Genomic DNA, 19,717 nt, shown 5'->3' on the forward strand with positions numbered 1-19,717 from the left:
TAAATCCCGTCCGTTATACCGAGTTGCGGAACCGCTTCGGGTATGGACCTTCTTTTACTTTCTTGCGAGAAAAAAATTCAATCCTCTTTGAATGAAGGAACGGTTGGCACCGATTCCCTTTTGATTCCGATGAGTTACTGGAACCGGCTGGATGCGCTTCAGAAGAAGGCCCTTTCCAAAAAACTTCCCTTTTTACTGAAGAGATATACGAAGTATGTCGCGTCCTTGGATCGCCTTCATTGGAGGGCCGGGAAGATCAAATACAACTGGGGCGTGGGCGAGTTGAAGAAGATGACGATTCATGTGAATTCGGGGGTTTGGGCGGTTTTGGGTGCTTTGGCAGCCGCGCACGGGGTTTCCAGATGTTTTCTTTTTAATTATCTTCTTTGGTTGGAAGACGTCGGAGTCGGGGATTCTATCGTGAATACGATGAACCGGGGAGTTCCTCAATTTCACGGGACCTACAAGATGACTTGGACCTTAAATCTACGAAAAAATCAAATTTCCAGGGCCCTATTCTTCGAACCCAACCCGATCACGAGCGAACATTTGTATTTCTTACCAAAACCCGACCTCTAAAAAACCGTCTCACTCGCGTTAAACGACAAAAATCCGCAACCTCAAAACGCGTGAGCGATCGAGGTGGAAATACTGCAATGCGCCATTCAAAAACGGAATCATTCGTATATTAGAAAAATATAAAATGGTGCTTTGCAGATTGAAACCGAGAGCGCGACTCTGCGCTTTGAAACCAAGAGGCTCCCGCAGAGACACGCCCGCTTTAAGATGCGAGTTTCTGACCCCTGAACTCTCTATCCACTGATCCCTAAAATCGCACGCCCACTTCAAGGTGCGAATGAGATTGCGCTTTCGTCACCTATTTCTCAAGCGTCGCGCTCATGGAACCTTTGGAATTAGACATTCTAGGATCGGCTCCGTAAGTCAGAATTCTTTCTTGAACGTGTTCCGCGTGTTCAAATTCTCCCGAAAAAACTACGGTGCGTTTTTCCTGATCGACCTGAACCGCGTGTAAAAAGGCCTTTTCGATGGTCATCGTACAAATTTCCATGAGCATCTCGATCACGTATTCGTACGTATGTTCGTTGTCGTCCCAAAGGACAACTCTCCAAGGTCCTCCGGTTGACTTTGTGGAATCCTCGGTAATCTCATTTAGGTCAGGAGTTTGTGTGCTCGCCATCTCGCCAATCAACCCTGGAAAATTTAAGTTAAAGAATTTCTTTCCAAGGAAATCCTTCGCGAAAATCTTTCTCTTTTAAAAACAAAAAAGACTTCGCGAAATTTCTTTTCAATCGTCCGGAATTTTATTTTTTCAGCTGAATCGCTTTTTTTGCGGTCTCAATGATATTCTTGGAACGAAGTCCGAAATAATCCAGAAGCTCTTTCCAAGTTCCGGATTTTCCGAACTGATCTTTCATACCTACTTTCAAAACGTGAACCGGATATTCTTCGGAAAGGAATTCGCTCACGGCAGAACCGAGTCCGCCGATTACGTTGTGTTCTTCACAAGTAACCACGACCCCGCATTCTTTTGCGTATTTTAAAATAGCATCTTTATCAATCGGCTTGATCGTCGCCATGTTCAAAAGAGTCGCGTTGATTCCTTCTTTGGAAAGTTCTTCCGCGGCCTTCATCGCTTCGTTGACAAGAACTCCGTTGGCGATGATCAGGACGTCTTTCCCTTCTCTCATCACCTCGGCCTTTCCGATCGTAAACTTGTAGTTATCTCTTTCAATCACGGGAACGTTCGGACGGCCCACCCGAACATAAACCGGACCTTTGTAATCCGCAATCGCGTGGATGATCTGTTTACATTCGTTGTAATCGGAAGGACAAATCACAGTCATTTCGGGAATGGCTCTCATGATCGCAAAGTCTTCGATACACTGGTGAGAAGCCCCGTCTTCTCCGACGGTCACTCCGCCGTGAGAAGCGACTAGTTTTACGTTTAAAAACGGATAAACCACACTATTACGGACGACTTCCCAAGCCCTCCCGGAAAGAAACATCGCAAAAGAAGAAGCAAAAGGAACAAGGCCGGAAAGTGCAAGCCCCGCGGCGTGACCGACTAAGTTCTGTTCGGCGACTCCCACGTTGAAAAAACGATCCGGAAAAGCTTTCGCAAACTTATTGGTTTTTGTGGAACCGGAAAGATCTGCGTCCAGAACTACCACGTCCGAACGGGAAACTCCCAGTTCATGCAATGCGTCTCCGTATCCGTCGCGGGTCGCTTTTTCGGTCGCAGTCGATGTGCTTGGAGCTCCCATTCGTATCTTATCCTTTTAGCGCTGCCGCTTTGTCGGTTTCTTCCCAAGTGAAAGTGGAACCTTTTCTTCCGAAATGTCCGTAAGAAGCGGTCTCTCTATACTTTCTTCCTTTTTCCAGAAGTTTCAGGGATTCGATGATTCCCCTTGGAGTCAGTTTGAAGTTCGCGCGGATTCTTTTTACCAATTCATCCTCGGAAACCTTTCCGGTTCCAAATGTGTCCACGTGAACGGAAACGGGCTCCGCAACACCGATCGCATAAGCGAGTTGCACTTCGCATTTGTCAGCGAGTCCGGATGCCACTACGTTTTTCGCGATATAACGTCCCATATACGCCGCGGAACGATCCACTTTGGAAGGATCTTTACCGGAGAATGCGCCACCCCCGTGTCTTCCGTATCCGCCGTAAGTATCCACGATGATCTTTCTTCCTGTCAGACCCGCGTCTCCGTGAGGTCCGCCGATGATGAACTGCCCCGTAGGATTGATGAAATATTTCGTATTGTTCAGAAGATTTGCCGGAATTACTTTCTTCACACATTCTTCGATCAAAGCTTCTTCAATTTGTTTATGAGTCACGTCGGGAGAATGTTGAGTGGAAATGACAACGGTGTCGATTCGAACCGGCTTTCCGTCTTTGTATTCTACGGTTACCTGAGACTTTGCGTCCGGTCTTAAGAACTTCAGCTTATTGGAATGTCTAAGTCCCGCTAAGTTTTTTACCAACTCGTGAGAATAATAGATCGGCATCGGCATCAGTTCCGGAGTTTCGTTGATCGCAAACCCGAACATAAGTCCTTGGTCCCCGGCGCCTTGTTCTTTGAAAAGACCTTCTCCCTCGGTAACCCCTTGAGAAATATCCGGGCTCTGAGCGTGAACGTGAGCAGAAACGACCGCGAAGTCGGCATCGAATCCCATCGTAATATCGTTATAACCGATATCACGGATTACATTTCTTGCGATTTCCTGAGCGTCTACTTTTCCTTTACTTGTGATTTCACCCGCGATCACGACCAAGTTTGTGGTGACTAAGGTTTCGCAAGCGACTCTAGATTTCGGATCCTGTTCGAGATATGCATCCAAAATCGCATCGGAAATTTGGTCGCAGACCTTGTCCGGATGGCCTTCGCCGACCGATTCCGAAGTAAAAATAAAATCTTTCAAAGACATCTGTTCTTTCCTGATGGGTGAAAATTAACGGGAGATAACCCGCTCTGATCCCAAAAACCTGCCGATTCCTTCAGTGTCAAGAAGATCCAAACTATGTCTTGCAAGTATAGAACAAATCGAACGACTCAAATCGGAATTGAATTGAATCGGAGCGCGGTCGATTATTTTTGAGAAACCATGAAAATTCGAGTTTCGGACATCAAAGTAAAAAATCGGATCCGCAAAGATCTCGGGGACCTTCGCCCGCTCAAAGAATCCATACAAAAACTGGGACTCTTACATCCTATTTTGATCGATCTGGATAACACTCTGATTTCCGGGGAAAGAAGACTGGAAAGCGTAAAGATTCTCGGTTGGGAATACGTGGATGTTCGAATCGTAGATATTCGAAATAAAAAAGAAAGAGTTCAGATGGAAGCGGAAGAAAACAATATTCGTTTAGAATTTACTTCCGAAGAGCAGGAAAGAGTCCGAGAACTATTAAAAAGATATTCCTATACGACGGTTTTCGGGAAAATCTTCGCATGGATTTTGGATTTGCTCGACTGGTTGAAGCGATTTTTTCAGAAAAAATAATAAAAACTGCGCGCATTCAAAATCGTCACGAACGGGTTTTTTAAAGATTTCTCATGTAAAAATGCGATTCGATTTGCAAACGGAGTAGTGGATCTTTTCCGCTCGTTTTCAATTTCCACAATTATCACTTAGAACTTAAATTACTTACTTTCGGGTAAAAAATTATTCAATATTGATTTACAAAAAGCTCCCGAGTTCATACCGTGATTTTCCTAACTAAGGAGAGTCTATGAAAAAACTTTCGATTTTGGCTGTCTCCGTCGCACTCTTTGCAAGCATTACCGCTTGTGGTGCGTTCGGTGGTCTGCCAAGCCTTAAAAGCTCTTTTGTTCTGAGCGAGGACACAATCCCAGGGACAAACGAAACCGTAAAAACGTTACTTCCCTACGGATCTGTGATCAACTATTACGGATACGTAAAGCCAGGACAAGCGCCGGACGGTTTAGTCGATGGAAACAAAAAAGCATACTATCTCTATGTTTGGATACCAGCCGTTATCGCTGAAATGGGAGTTCGTATGATTTCCCCAACAGGCGAAATCGGTGAACCAGGCGACGGAGATTTAGTAAGCGACGCTTTCAAAGCGGCAACCCCAGAAGAAAAATCAATGCCAAGTTGGTTTGATACCTGGATCCGTGTTGAGAGAATGTCGGCGATTATGCCCGACCAAATCGCAAAAGCAGCGAAAGCAAAAGCCGTTCAAAAATTGGACGACGATGATGATGGTGACGATACTTACAAAGAAGAGAGACACTCTAAGTACAACTCTCTTACTAGAATCAAGATCCCTAATCCTCCAAAATCTTTTGACGATCTGAAAAACATCGACACTAAAAAACTTTTAGTGAGAGGTCTTTACAGAATCTCTTTCACTACCTACAAACCAGGTGAAGTGAAAGGATCTTTCGTTGCATCCGTGGGTCTACTTTTTCCACCAGGTATTCCCGGTGTGAGTCCGTTGATCCACTCAAATCCTGAAGAACTGCAAAAACAAGCCGTAGCTGCTGAAGAGTCTTTGAAAAAAGCCGCTTCTGACGCAACTAAGTAATCTTACTTAGAGCCAAACAGTTTTTTAGGTTAAAAAGCCACCGAAAGGTGGCTTTTTTATTTTTCCACTTTCAGTTATGAAAACTCATAAACTTTAAACCAACAGGTAGAGAAACTACTTAACAAGTCAACTCTCGCGCAAAGGGAAACGAAATCATCTCACTCACTCCTATCGAACGACCTGAAATGCAATCCGTAGAGACTCGCTTTCGTTTCCTGTTACATTCTACTTGCAAAAAAGGGCAATGATAGATTACAATGAGGAAAGCTACCCGGATACAATCGAGTCAATGAGATCAAGTTCTTCGGAGAAAGATCGGATTTAGGATCCGAAACGACATCCGTTCCAAACTTTCAAACGACTTTCGAGCCAAAGAATTTTGATTCTCACCGACGGAATCCGAAGTTGCGAAAAAGTTAAAACCAACCCGAACAAAAAGTTCGCAAAGGATTTGAAATGATCGAGAATAATTATTTTTTAGAAAATCAAGACTTACAAGAAAACTTTCAATCCATCGTAGACTGGAAGGAAGTCATAAACGGTTTCGAAGGAGACTTCGAAGATTATAACGAATACCAAAAAACCGGAAAGGAATCTCTCTCGATGGCTCCCGGTTCCTACGAAGACGCATTAGAATATTATAAATCCATTTTAGAATCCGGAGGGGACATCGCCGGAAAACAGATCGCTCCGCTCGCAAAAGACATGGACGTGGAAGGTTTGAAATATTCCTCCGGAAAGGTCACTTTTCCGGATTCTATGATCAAAGGAGTCAATCAGGTCAAAGACGCTGGAATTCTTCCCTACAGCATCGGAAGAAAACACGGAGGGCTCGGAATTCCTGCAACCGTTCAAACGATGATGATGGAACTCTTTTCCAGAGCCGACGGTTCCTTTGCGATCACTCTCGGTTGTCTCAATCTCGCGGAAACCATCGAACGATTCGGTTCGAAAGAGATGATCGAAGAATACGTTCCCAAAATGGCCAACGGAGAAATTTTCGGAGCGATGGCTTTGACCGAACCCAACTACGGATCGGATCTTCCGAACCTTCAAACCAAAGCGATCAAAGACGAAAATGGGGTTTGGAGACTCACAGGTGCCAAACGTTTTATCACCCACGGTTGCGGTTTCGGAAAAATTCCCGCGGTCATTTTAACCCTCGCAAGAACGGGAACTCCCACCAGCGGCGCGCGTGGCCTTTCCTTCTTCTTGGTAAAAAGTTCGGACGTTTTTATAGCGGGAATCGAAAAGAAAATGGGACTCCACTGCTCTCCTACCTGCGAAGTGGTTTATGAGAACTCTCCCGGAATTCTGATCGGAGAAGAGGGATACGGCTTGGTTCGTTATTCTATGGCGATGATGAACGGCGCTAGACTTTCGATCGCCGCACAAGCGATGGGAATCGCAACCGCCGCTTATATGGAAGCGAAAAAATACGCAGCAGAAAGAGAACAATTCGGAAAAACGATCCAAAACATTCCGGCGGTTCGTAAGATGCTCGCCACGATGGATCGTGAAATTGCCGGTATGAGAGCCCTTCTGATGGAAGCGTCCCGTTCCATCGATCTCTATCACTGGAGATCGGAACGAATGAAGGAAAAGGGAATCGACGATCGCGAAATCAAAAAGGACGAAACGATTCGCAAATGGGAAAAACTCGCCAATCTTTTTACTCCATTATCGAAATATTATATTACGGAACTTGCAAATAAGATCGCGTATGACTCACTTCAAATCCACGGAGGAGCGGGTTTTACCTACGACTACGATATCTCCAGAATCTACAGAGACGTACGAATCACGAACATCTACGAAGGAACCACACAACTTCAGGTTGTGGCGGCTATCGGAGGAATCGTTTCCGGAATGTCTGCGAAAGGACATTTGCGTCAGTATTTCGAGGAAGAATTCTCCAAGATCGGTCCTTCCTCTTTGTTGAACGAAAACAAAGAAACTCTTGAAAAAATCGTGGAATCCTATTCCGCGATTGACAATTCCTCTCTGAGAGACGAGGTCGCTTTCGAAGTCGTGCAATCCACCGCGCGGGTTTTAATCGGACTCCTTTTGGAAAAAGGAGCTTCGAAACAAAAAGGAGAAACCAAGGAAAGAAGGGAACTTCTGGCCAAAGAATACAATTTGGACTCCAAGGCGACCCTTCTTTCTAATCGGATTACGATCGAAAATCGTCAGTCTCAATTGACATACGCGTAAACGAGTGGCTAGTGATTGGGCTTTAGGGATTAGGACTTTACGATGAAACGCAAGCGTTTCAAGTGGCGAGAGGTTAGGTTTTAGGACTTTACATCCTAAATCTTAGTCGCTAAATCCTCGCCACTCGAAATGCGCTTTAACTCAAGCATGCAAAGTCTTGCATACATAACTATGTAATTTCTAAACAACCCTAACAAAATCCGCAACCAACAGTAGCAATTTAGAATATAGAAAAACGCTTAATAACCAATTTCTCGAAATCGCCCCCCATCGAACGATCCTTATTTCTATTTTGTATTTTATAAATTTCCGGATTCCGATTCCTTAAGTAACGCGAATTCGATATAAAAAATCTTGCATTTATTTTTATGCTTTCTTAGCATGAAACTCTAATTTGGAGGAATACTGGTGAAAGTCCAGTGCTGGCCCGCAACCGTAATGTTTGAATTCTTCGATTGTGTAAGAATTCTCTAAGTCGGATACTCCTCATTTTAAAAACACTCTCGAGGATATGGTGTGTTTTTGCTTTCAATTCATTTCTTTTGAATCGTTTCATTAGAACATTTTGTTGAATGAATCCAGTTTGAACGACTGCGGTTTGTACCGGGCCAGTTTCTAAATAATATTTTATTTTTAGAGGTCTCGGTCTTATGAAAAAATTCGAGCAATCAATTGATCTCCGTTCTTGTACGACGGATAAAATTCGATGTAATTTCAATTTTCTTTTAAACTTTCTGTTCTTAGGAATTTTTCTATTCCCGATTCAGGTTACTCCTCAGGAACATCCGTCGAATCGGGAACAACCGGGAAAACAAGCCGTGAACGGAAAGGATAAAAAAACGGGAAAAGATACGGAAGACGAGAATGAATCGGAAGGTATATTCGTAAAAGGTTATATGGAAAAGGGACTTACGGGTATGAAACAGAATGTCCGTTTAAAGGATATTCCGGCTACCGTAAACGTAATCGACGATAGAGAGCTGAAGGCTCGTGCCGCGGACCAATGGCTCCCGGCTATCTCCTACACTCCCGGCATCTTTGCAATTCAGAACTACGGCGGGTTTAATACGCTCACAATTCGAGGATTAGATTCCCGTAATACTCTTCTACTCAGAGACGGAGCCAGGGACGATTCTTTTCTGATTCAAAATAGCTCGCCTATGAGTAATCTCGCAAACGTTGAAAGAATTGAAATTCTGAAAGGACCCAATTCCGTTTTATACGGACAAGGAGCCATGGCGGGTGTGATTCATATTATCAGTAAAAAACCCAAAAAAAAAGCGGGCTACGAATTTTCTCTTACGGAGGGGAGTTTCGGTACACGAAGAGCTTCCGTCGGGGCTACCGGACCTATCGGAACCGAATCCGTCCGGTATAGGATCGACGCGGCAACTTCTCGATACGACGGTTTGAGACAAAACTCTTACGATTTAAATAACGTGTCCGCCGTTTTGGAGTGGGACATTTCGCAGAAACATACTTTGTCGATACTTTCCGGAAAAAGTTTTGATTTTACAAAACCGGATGCGGGTCTTCCAAAATCAAAAAATCCTAAGATCAACTTGGTGGAACCGGGCGTGTCTTTAAACAATAACTACAATACGAACGACGATTATCTTAAAAGCAGTAGCGGAAATTTTAAAATTCAATTGGACAGCAAGTTTTCCAATACTTTCCGGATGAGATCCTTTATCTCCTACTTACCTCAAACCTACTCTTATTTTGCGGCGGAGGATTTAAGTTTTTCTTCCAGCGATAAAAATACGATAGAACGCGACCACCTTCATTTTGAAACCAAAAGATCCCCTTTACAAGGAACCGTGGAACTGAATTGGACTTTTAAAACCGGTTTTAAACACGATCTGCTATCCGGTTACGAATACCACCGGATGGTGAGTCGGCATAAACAAAGATACTTTCCCGAAGGTACGACCTCAGTGAGTTTTCAATTCCCCCATATCGATCCCGTCCAACCTTTACCGGAAAACTTTAGAGACCGAAAAATTTTGTATCAACAAATGCACTCTTTGTATTTTCAAGATTTGATGGAACTTTCAAAAGTCGTAAAGTTCGTTTTAGGAGGACGGTACGATAGTTGGTTTAGGGAAAGTAGAGCCGAAAAACTATCCGACTTAAACGATAAATACGTTTCCGAAGACAAAACGAGAAACCGATCCGACGCCAAAATTTTTACAACCCGAGTAGGATTGATTTATCAGCCACTCCGTTATTATACCGCATATATGGGTTACTCCACAGCGTTTCTTCCCGTGACATTTATCAATATGAGCGGTAAACCGTTAAAACCTGAAATGGGAGAACAGGCCGAGATCGGTCAAAGAATCGAATTTGCGAAAGGAAAGGTTCAATTGACGAACGCACTTTTTGCGGCTAAAAAGTACGACGTCGCCGTTTTAGTGAATTCTCGACCCGCTTTGTATGACCAAGCGGGAGAACTCAGAACGAACGGTTATGAATTCAATATAGACTTTCACATATCCAAAGAATGGAGTTTCAAATCCGGTTACGCGCATACGATTGCGGAATGGGAATCTTTTCGTTTTGTAGATTCAAAAGGTAATGAAAAGGATTATAAGGGAAATCGTCCTATCAACGTTCCTATAAATACGGCCAATCTTTGGACCACTTATACATTTTCGTCGGGCCTTGGGTTTGGATTGGGCGGACGTTATATAGACTCCATAGCCGCGAATAACTCGAATTCTTTTTTTCTTCCGCCTTACGGATTATACGACGCATCCGTTTATTATAAGTACAAACATTATCATTTTCAGATTAACTGTAATAACGTATCGAATAAAAAATATTTTATATCCTCCATCCCAAATCCGATCCCCGGTCCTCCCAGGCAGTTTTTGATTGCCGTCAGCGGTAAATTTTAAAGTTCGAGTGAGGAATAATTAAGAACTTGTCCCTAACCAATTGAAATGTGGGAACTCCCGCGTTTTCCTTTTCAGGTTTTGGGACAGCGTTAAATCAATTTTCACCGAGATCCGCAATTCGGTCCGATTCTAAAATACGCACCCCGCTCGGTTCTTTTTGTGCGATACGAATCATCGCTTTCGCGACGGTCCTTCCGTGAATCGATCTGTATTTTCGAATACCGCCTAACAAGAACGGATTTACGATTTTTGCAAACAATTGACCCACTGTTTCACCGGGACGGACTTCCGTCCTTTCCCCTTCGAGTAAAGAAGGTCTAAAGATTCCGAGAAAAGAAAAACCGATTTCCTCCAAACCTCTTTCCATTTCACCTTTCACTCGGTTATAAAACACGAGAGATTTCGGATCGGCTCCTAAGGCGCTGACCACGAGAAAGGATTTGGCTCCTTTTTCCTTTGCGAGCCTACCGAGTTTCAACACGTACTCGTAATCCACTTTTTTAAAATTCTCCTGACTCCCTGCTTTGGAAATCGTAGTTCCCAGACTACAAAAGACGTCCGTGATTCCTTCGGGAAAAGAAGAAACGGATAACGTGTCAAAATCGGAAACGATTTCCTCCGCTCCGATCCCGCTGCCCGGCCTGCGTACGAGCGCGTAGACTTTTTGGTAATGAGAGGAAGCGGATAATTCTTCCAAGAGATATTTTCCGATCAATCCGGTCGCACCGGCGACCAAAGCGTTTTTTCGATCCATAATTTCGATTTCTCCAATTTGTTGATTCCCAGAACGCGATCCACAACCAGAGCGACCGTAGGAGCGAGGTTTGAGTTTAGAGAGTGTTCTGCTTTAGTTCAACTTCAATCGCTTTCGCATTGTTATACCTAATTCGCCTTTTTAATGAAAGAATTTTTTTCAAAATCGATCCCTCTTTCCGGAAAGAATTGATCTCGAACCCGGAAATTTCTATCTTGAACTTTGTGAATCTTTTCCTACCGATTAAAAAAGCCCTTCATATCTTGGACAGAAAGTCCATGCCGGATTCCGTTTTGGAAGTTCTCAAAAAAGAGGAAAAAAACGGAATGATCATTACGAATTACTTTCGTTATCTCATCGGCCTATTCTTTTTGCTTCAGATCGTTCTCAACGTCGACAACGGTGACAGTAGATTCAACGTAATTGCGTTTTCGATTTATCTCGTCTTAACTCTCGCACACACGATCGTCATCCGAGTTTGTCCTCTTTCTATAGTAAGCGTTTTTAACTACGTCACTTTGTTTGCGGAATACGTCCTCATACTCGGGGTTTTACTCTTTTATACCTTCACGGTAAAAAACGTGAATTTGGGTTTCGCCCTGAAAAATACGATCAATCTTTTCTTTCTTTTCCCGATCATCTATTCCCTCTTGCAGTTTAAAATCCGTTTCGTGTTCATCGGACTGTTTCTTTTTTATTCGATTTATTTTTCGATCCTATGGATCGCGGTTTCCACGGATCAACTTACGTACACAAACGACTGGGGGCGTTATATCAGCGGACCGGATGTTTTGATAGAAGATATAATCGCGGGCAAACCCGGTTTGTATTTTTGTTTTGCGATGATGATTTCCACGGGAATTTTTCGGACGATCTCAATGGTAAGAAGAATCGGAATTGCGGAAGGTCAAAAGACGGAACTCTCCAGATACTTTTCGCCTAAGATCGTAAACGAGATGGTGGAGAACCCGGGAACTCTTCAAAACGGAAATCGACAAATCGTGAGTATTCTTTTTTTGGATATTCGAAACTTTACCGCGATGTCCGAACACATGGACCCGAAAGGGCTCGGCGAACTTCTATCGGATTTTCGTAAAATTATGATGGAATGCGTTTTTGAAAATAACGGAACCTTAGACAAGTACATCGGCGATGCGGTGATGGCGACGTTCGGCACACCACATCCTTCTCCTTCCGCGGAAGTGGACGCAAGAAACGCCGTCGGTTGCGGGGTCATCATGCAAAAGAGACTCGCTGAATGGAATTTACTTCGAAAATCGGAAGGAAAAATTCCGATCTCCATCGGTATCGGAATTCATACGGGAGAAGTTTTTGCCGGAAATATCGGAAACGATTTACATAGGGAATATACGGTCATCGGAGATTCGGTCAATACCGCTTCTCGAATCGAATCCATTTGTAAGGTTTTAAAAAAATCGTTTTTGATTTCGAAAGAAACCAAAGAGCTGTTAGGCGGAAAATATACTCTCAATCGTATGCCACGCGTCAAAGTCAAAGGCAAAGAAGAACCCTTGCAAGTCTACGAAGTTGTTTGGGGATAATTTGCGATCCATAGAGAGCAAATTAGCTAAAGCGAAGCGACAGCTCTCAAGCGTTAGCTTGAGAAATGCGATCCAGGAAACTCAATAAAACACTCCCTATGGGTCGTGTTTTAGAGAGTGAAGTCGACAACGAGCAACGGAGTATTACCGAGCGATCGAACTATCAGAGAACTACTCAACTCTTCTGAACCGCTGCACTGTTCCAGCGTAAATCCGACAGAAGATCTTTTGCAGGAAAACGAAAGCGTTTTCGTTTTGCGACTACTTTCGCTTCTTCCAAACAATCAATCGCTTGTCTAAAAGAGCCGATATTCTTATAAAGAATCGCTAAGAGTATGAGCCTATCGACTAAATCCGAATGATCTCCTACCATTGCAAGTTTAGGATATTCAGGAAGTGAGAACAACGTCTTTAGGAAATCGATTTCACGGCATCGATGATGAATCGCTCCGATCAAATCACCTTTTACTTCGCACACAATGGCCCGGCACTCCTCAACTTTAATCGCCATCGGCTCGGGCTTCATTCTATCAAGGAGATTCTCAAGACGATCCGCAAATACGCGCGCCTTTGCGCGGTTAGGCGGTGAACCGTAAAACCACCGTAATACTTTCACATACAAATAGTCAAGTTCATCCCATGTTGAAGTGAAACTTCTACGGTTTTTCAAAACGAATTCCCGACTTAAAATCATTGAGGAAGATCGAAGTTCTTTTCACCGGCTTCACAGCTGCTCCTTGAACTTTCTGTAATCTCAAGATCTGAGTAAGCTGCTGAGAGATTAACACACTCCTATGAGCAGATCCGCCGCTACCGAAATATTCCTTTGTTTTCACCATCGAGGCCAATGGCCTTTCTTCCAGTGGTGGAAATGGACCTCTCGTAACGGGGAGAAACTTCATCCTACCACAGCTGGAACATTTCTCACGAAGGAATGTGGTGACGATACCGACTTCTTCCTTTACGACGAGTTGTACTACGGTTTTTAGCTCCACTCCTTTTCTATCAATGACGGGACGGCAGGCGATCCCAATGGGTTGGAACACACTCATCCAGATTTCAGGTGTAGTGAAATATTCGTCGAAAATCCAATTCAATTGAAGAATTCCATTACGTCCCCACTTCGGCTCCTTCTTCATCTGGAACGGCAACTTCTGTTTCATTCCTATACCGCATCGCTTGCAATAATCGGTAAGATCAAACGTCGTGAACTTATTCTCCCTGACTGCGATACCGAATGCCGCTAGTTCAATACGATCCTTTGAAGTCGCAGAGATCGAAATACGATGGATGATCCGCACCTAATTATCCGCCAACGTCTTCATAATCTTACCGACAAATATAGAATTAGAAAAAAATAATTCTCTTTGCTCACCCTCGCCCGTTTTTTTGGTAAGAACAAACGCGGGAACTACCGACGACGGATTCGCTACCTAAAATCGCCCATATTATTTCTTTCCGATCTTTTCCAGTTCCTTTCCGATTTGTCCGGTGAGAATGTAAAAGTACATCACCCAATCTCCCATAAAAGATTTAAACGGATAAGTGAAAGTCGCGGGACGATTTTTCTCTACAAAAAAATGTCCGATCCAAGCGAAGAAGTAACCGGAAAACAAAGCCGCAACGATGTAAAACGGATTGAGATTGATGATTGCAGTCAAAATCCAACCGATCGCAAAGGAAGTTCCGACAAAATGGAGAGCGCGATTTACGGGATGTGCATGTTCGCCCAAATAAAAGGGCCAGAATTCTTTAAAATTCGAATATGTTTTCGGAGCGGTTTCGGTTGCCATAGTCGTTCGTCCTCTTTTTTCTCCGATTGTACCGACTCAGGTTTTAAAAATCAAGCATTTGATCGAGGGAAACCGGCCGACAGGGTCGGCTTGATCCGTCAAACTCATTGCCTCCGAACGAATGCTCGGTGAATAACGCGATGTATCGCCTATCGAAATGAAAACGTTTCAGGAGGACAAAACAGAAGGACGATTCAAAAACTTAAGAAATCGGAATCGATTCGTAAGCTTCCATTCGTCACGTTACATGACTCATTCTATAATGATTCGATCATACTTGTTTAATAATGAAACGAACCGATCTTCATTTCGAAAAGGGATCTTAAACTACGGAGACAGACCCAGTGTTATTTCCTTCCAAAGATTCAACGTAATCCAAGTAAGATTGTAGTTTGAATTTTTTCTTGGTGGAATCCGAGGACATAGTTCGTATATTCCCGAAAACGTTCCTTTCCGGAAACCAAGGACGGTCGAACAAACCGAAACACCATAAAATTCCGTTATACGAGTTCGGATCTCTTCCATCATACGCATATTTATTGTTGAAATCCTCTAAAATTTCGAACGCAGTCCGATAGTCGGGAGTCCATTCTATCACCTTCTTTCCCCAGAGCATTCTTAAATAATTTTGCATACTTCCCGACAAAACCAATTCCTTTTGAGCCGCGTTCCAAATAACGTCATGCGTTTTCGAGTTTTCCAGTTGTTCTTTTGTATAAAGATAAGGACGAACATCTTGTTGATGAAAATCTAAATTCTTTCGAATCCATTCCGGAAGAATCGAAAGATCCTTTCGAAAAGAAGGTTCCTTCCAGAACATCAAAAAGCCGACGTCCCTCCAAGTGACAAGTTCGTCCAAAAAAGAATTTACGTTCGGATCGGGATGAAAGTAACCTTCTTTCCGGTTCTTATTTTCGGGAACGATAACTCCCGGAGTCCACGGCTCTTCCAGATTCCAATCAAGCGCGGCGCTTACGACCTCTTCTTGAGAAAGATGTCCGAAGTGAAGATAAGGAGATAAAAAGGAAGAATTGGATTCTTCCGGAGGTTTCGGATGATTCTTAAGTTCCGCATATCCCGAAAGTCCGTGTTTTAAAAATTTTCCGAGAAGCCCAAGCCCCTTTCCTCTTCCTCCGATTTTCCCGGAAGCCGGAAGAACATTCGGAAAAACAAAATTACACTTCTTGCATATTTCCGGAATCCGATCCGCATTTCCGTCAAACCAAACGAACTTTTGTAAGGGAGAATTCGGATTTTTTTCGAGCCAAGAATCCCCTTTTTCTCGAAAAGGTTTGTCCGGTTTACGTGCGGATCTAAATCTCCAGGCTTCCGGAAACAACCTGTGAACTCTCGGACGTAGGATTCTAGCGGCGGAAGCAAATTCTCCGTAAAGAGAAAGAGGAACGATCGAGTTGGAATCCACCGCCAGAAATTTACATTTGATTCTTTTTGAGATTTGTTCCAACAATTCCGGAACGATATAAGCCGGATAATCGTCCGTAACGATAAGCGCAGCTTCGGAACAAACTTTCCCGAAAACATCCCCGATCGGATCGTCCGAAGTTTCGACAAAGGCTCTATAAATCAGTCCGAGTCTCTTCGCCTCATTGACGTTAGACGCCATTCCTTCCAGAATGAATTTATGCAACCTGGGAGAACTCCAGGGATAATTCATCTTGACTGGTTCGTAGACGAGTAATTCTTTTTTGTATTTTTTAGACAGATGAATCGCGTAATCGAGCGAGTGATTCCAAACGAGCCGCCTCGCCATGGACATCCAATAAAGAACATAGGGACATTCTTCCCGAATCGGATTTTGACCGAGTTCTCGAACTCGAACGAGATTTTCTTTCGTAAACATATTTCAATCCAGTTTTCTCGACGTTTGCGGTTCTGAAGCGTGCCTAAGCATGCTGAAGAATTGTAACGAAGGCTTGAGTTAGCCTTAGTCGCGTCTCGCAAGCCGAGTGACAAAACAATGTGCCGAAGGCCCGAGTTAAACCGAGCGGGAACCGTGAGTGTCGAACGCAGCGAGGGGCCGAAGTTATACGATGTTACGAAATTTCACGACACGGACACCCTCGAATTAGATTTTATTTCCTTCTTTAATATGTAAATACTCATCCGGACTAATGACGCTAAAATTCTTAATTTTCTGAAGAGTTAATAAATCTTTATCTCCGGTTATTAGGAAATCCACTTTTGCAATAAAAGCAGATCCGGGATGTGATAATCATCTCTATCTCTTAAATCCAAATAATCCTGAATAGGTTTATTTTTAACAAGCGTTGTGATATCTCTAATTTCAGATAAAAGAATCTGAATAAGATTATCATCAAGTTTAAATTTTGATTTAGAGAGCGTAGATTCTATTTCATCTAATATTTCTCTCGAAACATATCCTGTAAAAACCTCATTGATTAAATCTTGGAAAACAAACCTCGTTTTTAGCCAAAATCCGATATGATCGGATAAAGTGCCGAACTCGCAATTCTACTTCCTTTCCAATCAAATTTAGCACTCTCCCCATTAAAGTGCTTGACTCTTTGAAAATGATTTTTTTTAATGAAAAATTACATAAGCACTCTCATCAATATAGTGCTAATTTTATAATTTTAAGGAGTTAGTCTATGGCATCGATTAAACCTCTGGGTGACAGAGTCCTCGTAGAACCAAGACAGGAAGCCGAGGAAAAGATCGGTAGCATTTTCGTTCCGGATACGGCAAAAGAAAAACCTCAGGAAGGAAAAGTTGTCGAAGTCGGTAGCGGTAAATATGAAGACGGGAAACTCGTTCCTCTCGAAGTAAAAGCAGGCGATACCGTCCTTTACGGAAAATATTCCGGGACTGAAATCAAATCGGAAGGCAAAGAATACCTCATCATCCGTGAAAGCGATATTCTGGCCGTCGTTAAAAAATAATCAGGAGTTAAATCATGGCTAAAGATATTGAATACAACGAAACAGCAAGACGCAAACTCCTAGAAGGAGTGAACAAACTCGCGAACGCGGTAAAAGTTACTCTCGGCCCCAAAGGTCGTAACGTAGTGATCGATAAAAAATTCGGCGCTCCCACCATCACGAAAGACGGTGTGACCGTTGCCAAAGAAATCGAACTCGAAGACCCTCTTGAAAATATGGGCGCGCAAATGGTAAAGGAAGTTTCCACGAAGACGAACGACGTCGCAGGAGACGGAACCACCACTGCAACCATTCTCGCTCAATCCATCATCAACGAAGGTCTGAAAAACGTAACCGCAGGCGCAAACCCGATGTCTCTCAAAAGAGGGATCGACAAAGCGGTAACCGCGGCCGTGGAAAGTATTCAAAAAAGAGCGGTTAAGATCGAAAACAAAAAAGACATCGCAAACGTTGCCAGCATCTCCGCAAACAACGACAACACGATCGGAACTCTGATCGCAGACGCGATGGACAAGGTCGGAAAAGACGGAGTGATCACGGTCGAAGAAGCGAAGTCCATCGAAACCACGTTAGACGTTGTGGAAGGAATGCAGTTCGACAGAGGATACATTTCCCCTTACATGGTTACGGACGCGGAAGCGATGATCGCAACTCTGAACGATCCTTTCATTCTGATCTATGATAAAAAGATTTCTTCCATGAAAGACCTGATCCACATTCTCGAAAAAGTGGCTCAAGCCGGAAAACCTCTCGTGATCATCTCCGAAGAAGTGGAAGGAGAGGCGCTCGCTACCATCGTAGTCAACACTCTCAGAAAAACCATCTCTTGCGTAGCCGTTAAGGCTCCCGGTTTCGGTGACAGAAGAAAATCCATGTTGGAAGACATCGCAATTCTTACCGGCGGACAAGTGATTTCCGAAGACCTCGGAATGAAACTGGAAAACGCGACTCTTCAAATGCTTGGCCGCGCCAACAAAGTGACCGTAGACAAAGAAAACACTACGATCATCGAAGGCAAAGGCCAGACGAAGGACATCCAAGGAAGAATCGGTCAGATCAAAAAACAAATCGAAGACACTACTTCCGAGTATGACAAAGAAAAACTCCAAGAAAGACTCGCAAAACTCGCAGGTGGAGTCGCGGTCATTCACGTAGGCGCCGCCACAGAAGTGGAAATGAAAGAGAAAAAAGCCCGTGTGGAAGACGCTCTTTCGGCTACTCGCGCGGCGGTGGAAGAAGGAATCGTTCCCGGAGGCGGTTTGACTCTACTGAAAGCGCAAGAAGCGGTCTCCGCTCTGAAGCTGGAAGGAGACGAAGCTACGGGTGCGAAAATCATTTTCAGAGCGCTGGAAGAACCGATCCGTATGATCACGAACAACGCTGGTCTGGAAGGATCCGTGATCGTTGAACACGCGAAGAGCAAAAAAGGAAACGAAGGTTTCAACGCGCTCTCTATGGTATGGGAAGATCTGCTCGCAGCCGGAGTCGTTGACCCTGCGAAAGTGGTTCGTTCCGCTCTGCAAAACGCGGCTTCCATCGGTTCTATGATCCTGACTACCGAAGTTACGATCACAGACAAACCGGAAAAAGACGCTCCGAACCCGATGGCGGGAATGGGCGGCGGTATGGGAGGAATGGGCGGAATGATGTAATTCATTCCCCACATCCTTTTTGTTCACGCAAAAGGCGGTCGAGGTTTCCTCTTCCGCCTTTTTAATATTAAATTTTATATATTAAGAATATTCAGGAAATAGTATGAAAAAACTTATCGCCCTCCTCCTTTTCACGGTTCCGTTTCTGGGAATCGTATCCGAAACCAGACAAACGATCACCGTTTCAGGAAGCGGTTCCGCGATCGTGGAAACCGACTACGTGCAGATGAATTTCTCCGTGGAAGTGGAAGACCCGGAGCCCAAAGCGGCCCAGGAAAAAAATCTGGAAAGAACGTCTAACGTGATCAAAACCCTTTCCAAAGGATTCAAGATTGCATCCAAGGATATTTACAGTACGGACTATACGCTTCAGAGACAATATCTGCAAGAGGGAAAACAAAGACCCTATCTCGCATCCTCCGGGATTCTTCTCAAACTCAGGGATCTCAAACTCTATAAGGATTTGCTGCTGGAGGTTCAAAAACTGGGAGTTAATAACGTAAGCGGTATCGAATTCAAAGCGGACTCCACGAAAAAACAGGAAAAGGAAGCCTTGACCGCCGCCTACGAAGACGCCAAAAACAAGGCTCTCATACTCGCAAAATCAGTCGGAAAAACAAACGTGACCGCTCTCAAAGTGGTCGAATCCGATTCCATGGTAAACCCTCAGGTCGTCTACTTTATGGGAAAAAACGGCTCCGATCAACCTCCCATTTCCGTGGGTGAAAGAACGATTCAAGTGAAAGTCAGCGTGGAATTCGAAGTTCAGTAGAACGATGTAAAGTCCTGACTCCCATTACAACCTCGTATGCAAAAGAAAACCGTTTGTCGGAGGATCGGG

17 protein-coding genes and 2 pseudogenes are annotated in these 19,717 nt (G+C 43.8%); 9 read left to right on the forward strand and 10 right to left on the reverse strand.

Annotation, left to right across the window (positions count from 1 at the left end):
- Positions 1-42 precede the first annotated feature (42 nt).
- The gene (locus LEP1GSC194_RS07070) at positions 43-579 is read left to right on the forward strand and encodes a DUF1564 domain-containing protein (RefSeq protein WP_020772307.1); all 537 of its coding nucleotides are present in this window, start codon (positions 43-45) and stop codon (positions 577-579) included.
- Positions 580-877: 298 nt separating this feature from the next.
- Here the strand turns inward: LEP1GSC194_RS07070 and LEP1GSC194_RS07075 are convergent, their stop codons facing one another.
- The 3 genes from LEP1GSC194_RS07075 to metK form a co-directional block, all read right to left on the reverse strand.
- Positions 878-1,198, reverse strand: coding sequence for an ATP-dependent Clp protease adaptor ClpS (locus tag LEP1GSC194_RS07075; RefSeq protein WP_020772990.1), 321 nt, complete (start codon positions 1,196-1,198; stop codon positions 878-880).
- Positions 1,199-1,322: 124 nt separating this feature from the next.
- Positions 1,323-2,285, reverse strand: a complete 963-nt coding sequence (locus LEP1GSC194_RS07080; RefSeq protein WP_020773005.1) for a transketolase family protein — start codon at positions 2,283-2,285, stop codon at positions 1,323-1,325.
- A gap of 7 nt (positions 2,286-2,292) precedes the next feature.
- Positions 2,293-3,453: a methionine adenosyltransferase gene (gene metK / locus LEP1GSC194_RS07085; RefSeq protein WP_020772972.1), complete on the reverse strand. Its 1,161-nt coding sequence runs from the start codon at positions 3,451-3,453 to the stop codon at positions 2,293-2,295.
- 177 nt (positions 3,454-3,630) lie between these two features.
- On the opposite strand from metK, the gene LEP1GSC194_RS07090 reads away from it, so the two are divergent.
- The 4 genes from LEP1GSC194_RS07090 (at position 3,631) to LEP1GSC194_RS07105 (ending at position 10,194) form a co-directional block, all read left to right on the forward strand.
- Complete coding sequence (locus LEP1GSC194_RS07090) at positions 3,631-4,029, forward strand: ParB N-terminal domain-containing protein (RefSeq protein ID WP_020772968.1); 399 nt, start codon at positions 3,631-3,633, stop codon at positions 4,027-4,029.
- A 229-nt stretch (positions 4,030-4,258) separates the two neighbouring features.
- A complete protein-coding gene (gene lipL32 / locus LEP1GSC194_RS07095) occupies positions 4,259-5,077 on the forward strand; it encodes a major surface lipoprotein LipL32 (protein WP_003003762.1) in 819 nt (272 codons plus the stop codon).
- 456 nt (positions 5,078-5,533) lie between these two features.
- Positions 5,534-7,291, forward strand: a complete 1,758-nt coding sequence (locus LEP1GSC194_RS07100) for an acyl-CoA dehydrogenase family protein (protein WP_020773013.1) — start codon at positions 5,534-5,536, stop codon at positions 7,289-7,291.
- Between the two features lie 650 nt (positions 7,292-7,941).
- A complete protein-coding gene (locus LEP1GSC194_RS07105) occupies positions 7,942-10,194 on the forward strand; it encodes a TonB-dependent receptor (RefSeq protein ID WP_020772997.1) in 2,253 nt (750 codons plus the stop codon).
- 94 nt (positions 10,195-10,288) lie between these two features.
- Here LEP1GSC194_RS07105 and LEP1GSC194_RS07110 read toward each other — a convergent pair whose 3' ends face one another.
- Complete coding sequence (locus tag LEP1GSC194_RS07110; protein ID WP_020772982.1) at positions 10,289-10,948, reverse strand: oxidoreductase; 660 nt, start codon at positions 10,946-10,948, stop codon at positions 10,289-10,291.
- Positions 10,949-11,085: 137 nt separating this feature from the next.
- Positions 11,086-11,178: pseudogene (locus LEP1GSC194_RS23570) on the reverse strand (oxidoreductase); the annotation flags it as partial.
- Here LEP1GSC194_RS23570 and LEP1GSC194_RS07115 point away from each other — a divergent pair.
- Positions 11,173-12,510, forward strand: a complete 1,338-nt coding sequence (locus LEP1GSC194_RS07115) for an adenylate/guanylate cyclase domain-containing protein (protein ID WP_408605329.1) — start codon at positions 11,173-11,175, stop codon at positions 12,508-12,510. The pseudogene LEP1GSC194_RS23570 and the gene LEP1GSC194_RS07115 overlap by 6 nt on opposite strands.
- A 175-nt stretch (positions 12,511-12,685) precedes the next feature.
- Here LEP1GSC194_RS07115 and LEP1GSC194_RS07120 read toward each other — a convergent pair whose 3' ends face one another.
- The 5 genes and pseudogenes from LEP1GSC194_RS07120 to LEP1GSC194_RS21180 all read right to left on the reverse strand — a co-directional run bounded on the left by LEP1GSC194_RS07120 (position 12,686) and on the right by LEP1GSC194_RS21180 (position 16,766).
- Positions 12,686-13,180, reverse strand: coding sequence for a hypothetical protein (locus LEP1GSC194_RS07120; protein WP_051185286.1), 495 nt, complete (start codon positions 13,178-13,180; stop codon positions 12,686-12,688).
- Positions 13,167-13,673, reverse strand: coding sequence for a hypothetical protein (locus LEP1GSC194_RS07125; protein WP_155826377.1), 507 nt, complete (start codon positions 13,671-13,673; stop codon positions 13,167-13,169). Before LEP1GSC194_RS07125 ends, LEP1GSC194_RS07120 begins: the two co-directional genes overlap by 14 nt.
- Before the next feature lie 285 nt (positions 13,674-13,958).
- Positions 13,959-14,303, reverse strand: coding sequence for a DUF962 domain-containing protein (locus LEP1GSC194_RS07130; RefSeq protein WP_017809234.1), 345 nt, complete (start codon positions 14,301-14,303; stop codon positions 13,959-13,961).
- Between the two features lie 322 nt (positions 14,304-14,625).
- Positions 14,626-16,164: a deoxyribodipyrimidine photo-lyase gene (locus tag LEP1GSC194_RS07135; RefSeq protein ID WP_020773008.1), complete on the reverse strand. Its 1,539-nt coding sequence runs from the start codon at positions 16,162-16,164 to the stop codon at positions 14,626-14,628.
- A 225-nt stretch (positions 16,165-16,389) separates the two neighbouring features.
- Positions 16,390-16,766 (reverse strand): annotated as a pseudogene (locus LEP1GSC194_RS21180) (putative toxin-antitoxin system toxin component, PIN family).
- A gap of 167 nt (positions 16,767-16,933) precedes the next feature.
- Between LEP1GSC194_RS21180 and groES the strand changes: the two are divergent.
- The 3 genes from groES (at position 16,934) to LEP1GSC194_RS07150 (ending at position 19,648) form a co-directional block, all read left to right on the forward strand.
- Positions 16,934-17,224 carry a co-chaperone GroES gene (gene groES, locus LEP1GSC194_RS07140; protein ID WP_003003827.1) on the forward strand — a complete coding sequence of 97 codons (291 nt, stop codon included), beginning with the start codon at positions 16,934-16,936 and terminating at the stop codon, positions 17,222-17,224.
- 14 nt (positions 17,225-17,238) lie between these two features.
- Positions 17,239-18,876: a chaperonin GroEL gene (gene groL / locus LEP1GSC194_RS07145; RefSeq protein ID WP_020772975.1), complete on the forward strand. Its 1,638-nt coding sequence runs from the start codon at positions 17,239-17,241 to the stop codon at positions 18,874-18,876.
- Between the two features lie 103 nt (positions 18,877-18,979).
- Positions 18,980-19,648, forward strand: a complete 669-nt coding sequence (locus tag LEP1GSC194_RS07150) for an SIMPL domain-containing protein (RefSeq protein WP_020772969.1) — start codon at positions 18,980-18,982, stop codon at positions 19,646-19,648.
- The last annotated feature ends 69 nt before the right edge of the window (positions 19,649-19,717 follow it).

This window comes from Leptospira alstonii serovar Sichuan str. 79601 (genome assembly GCF_000347175.1).
GTDB classification, from domain to species: domain Bacteria; phylum Spirochaetota; class Leptospiria; order Leptospirales; family Leptospiraceae; genus Leptospira; species Leptospira alstonii.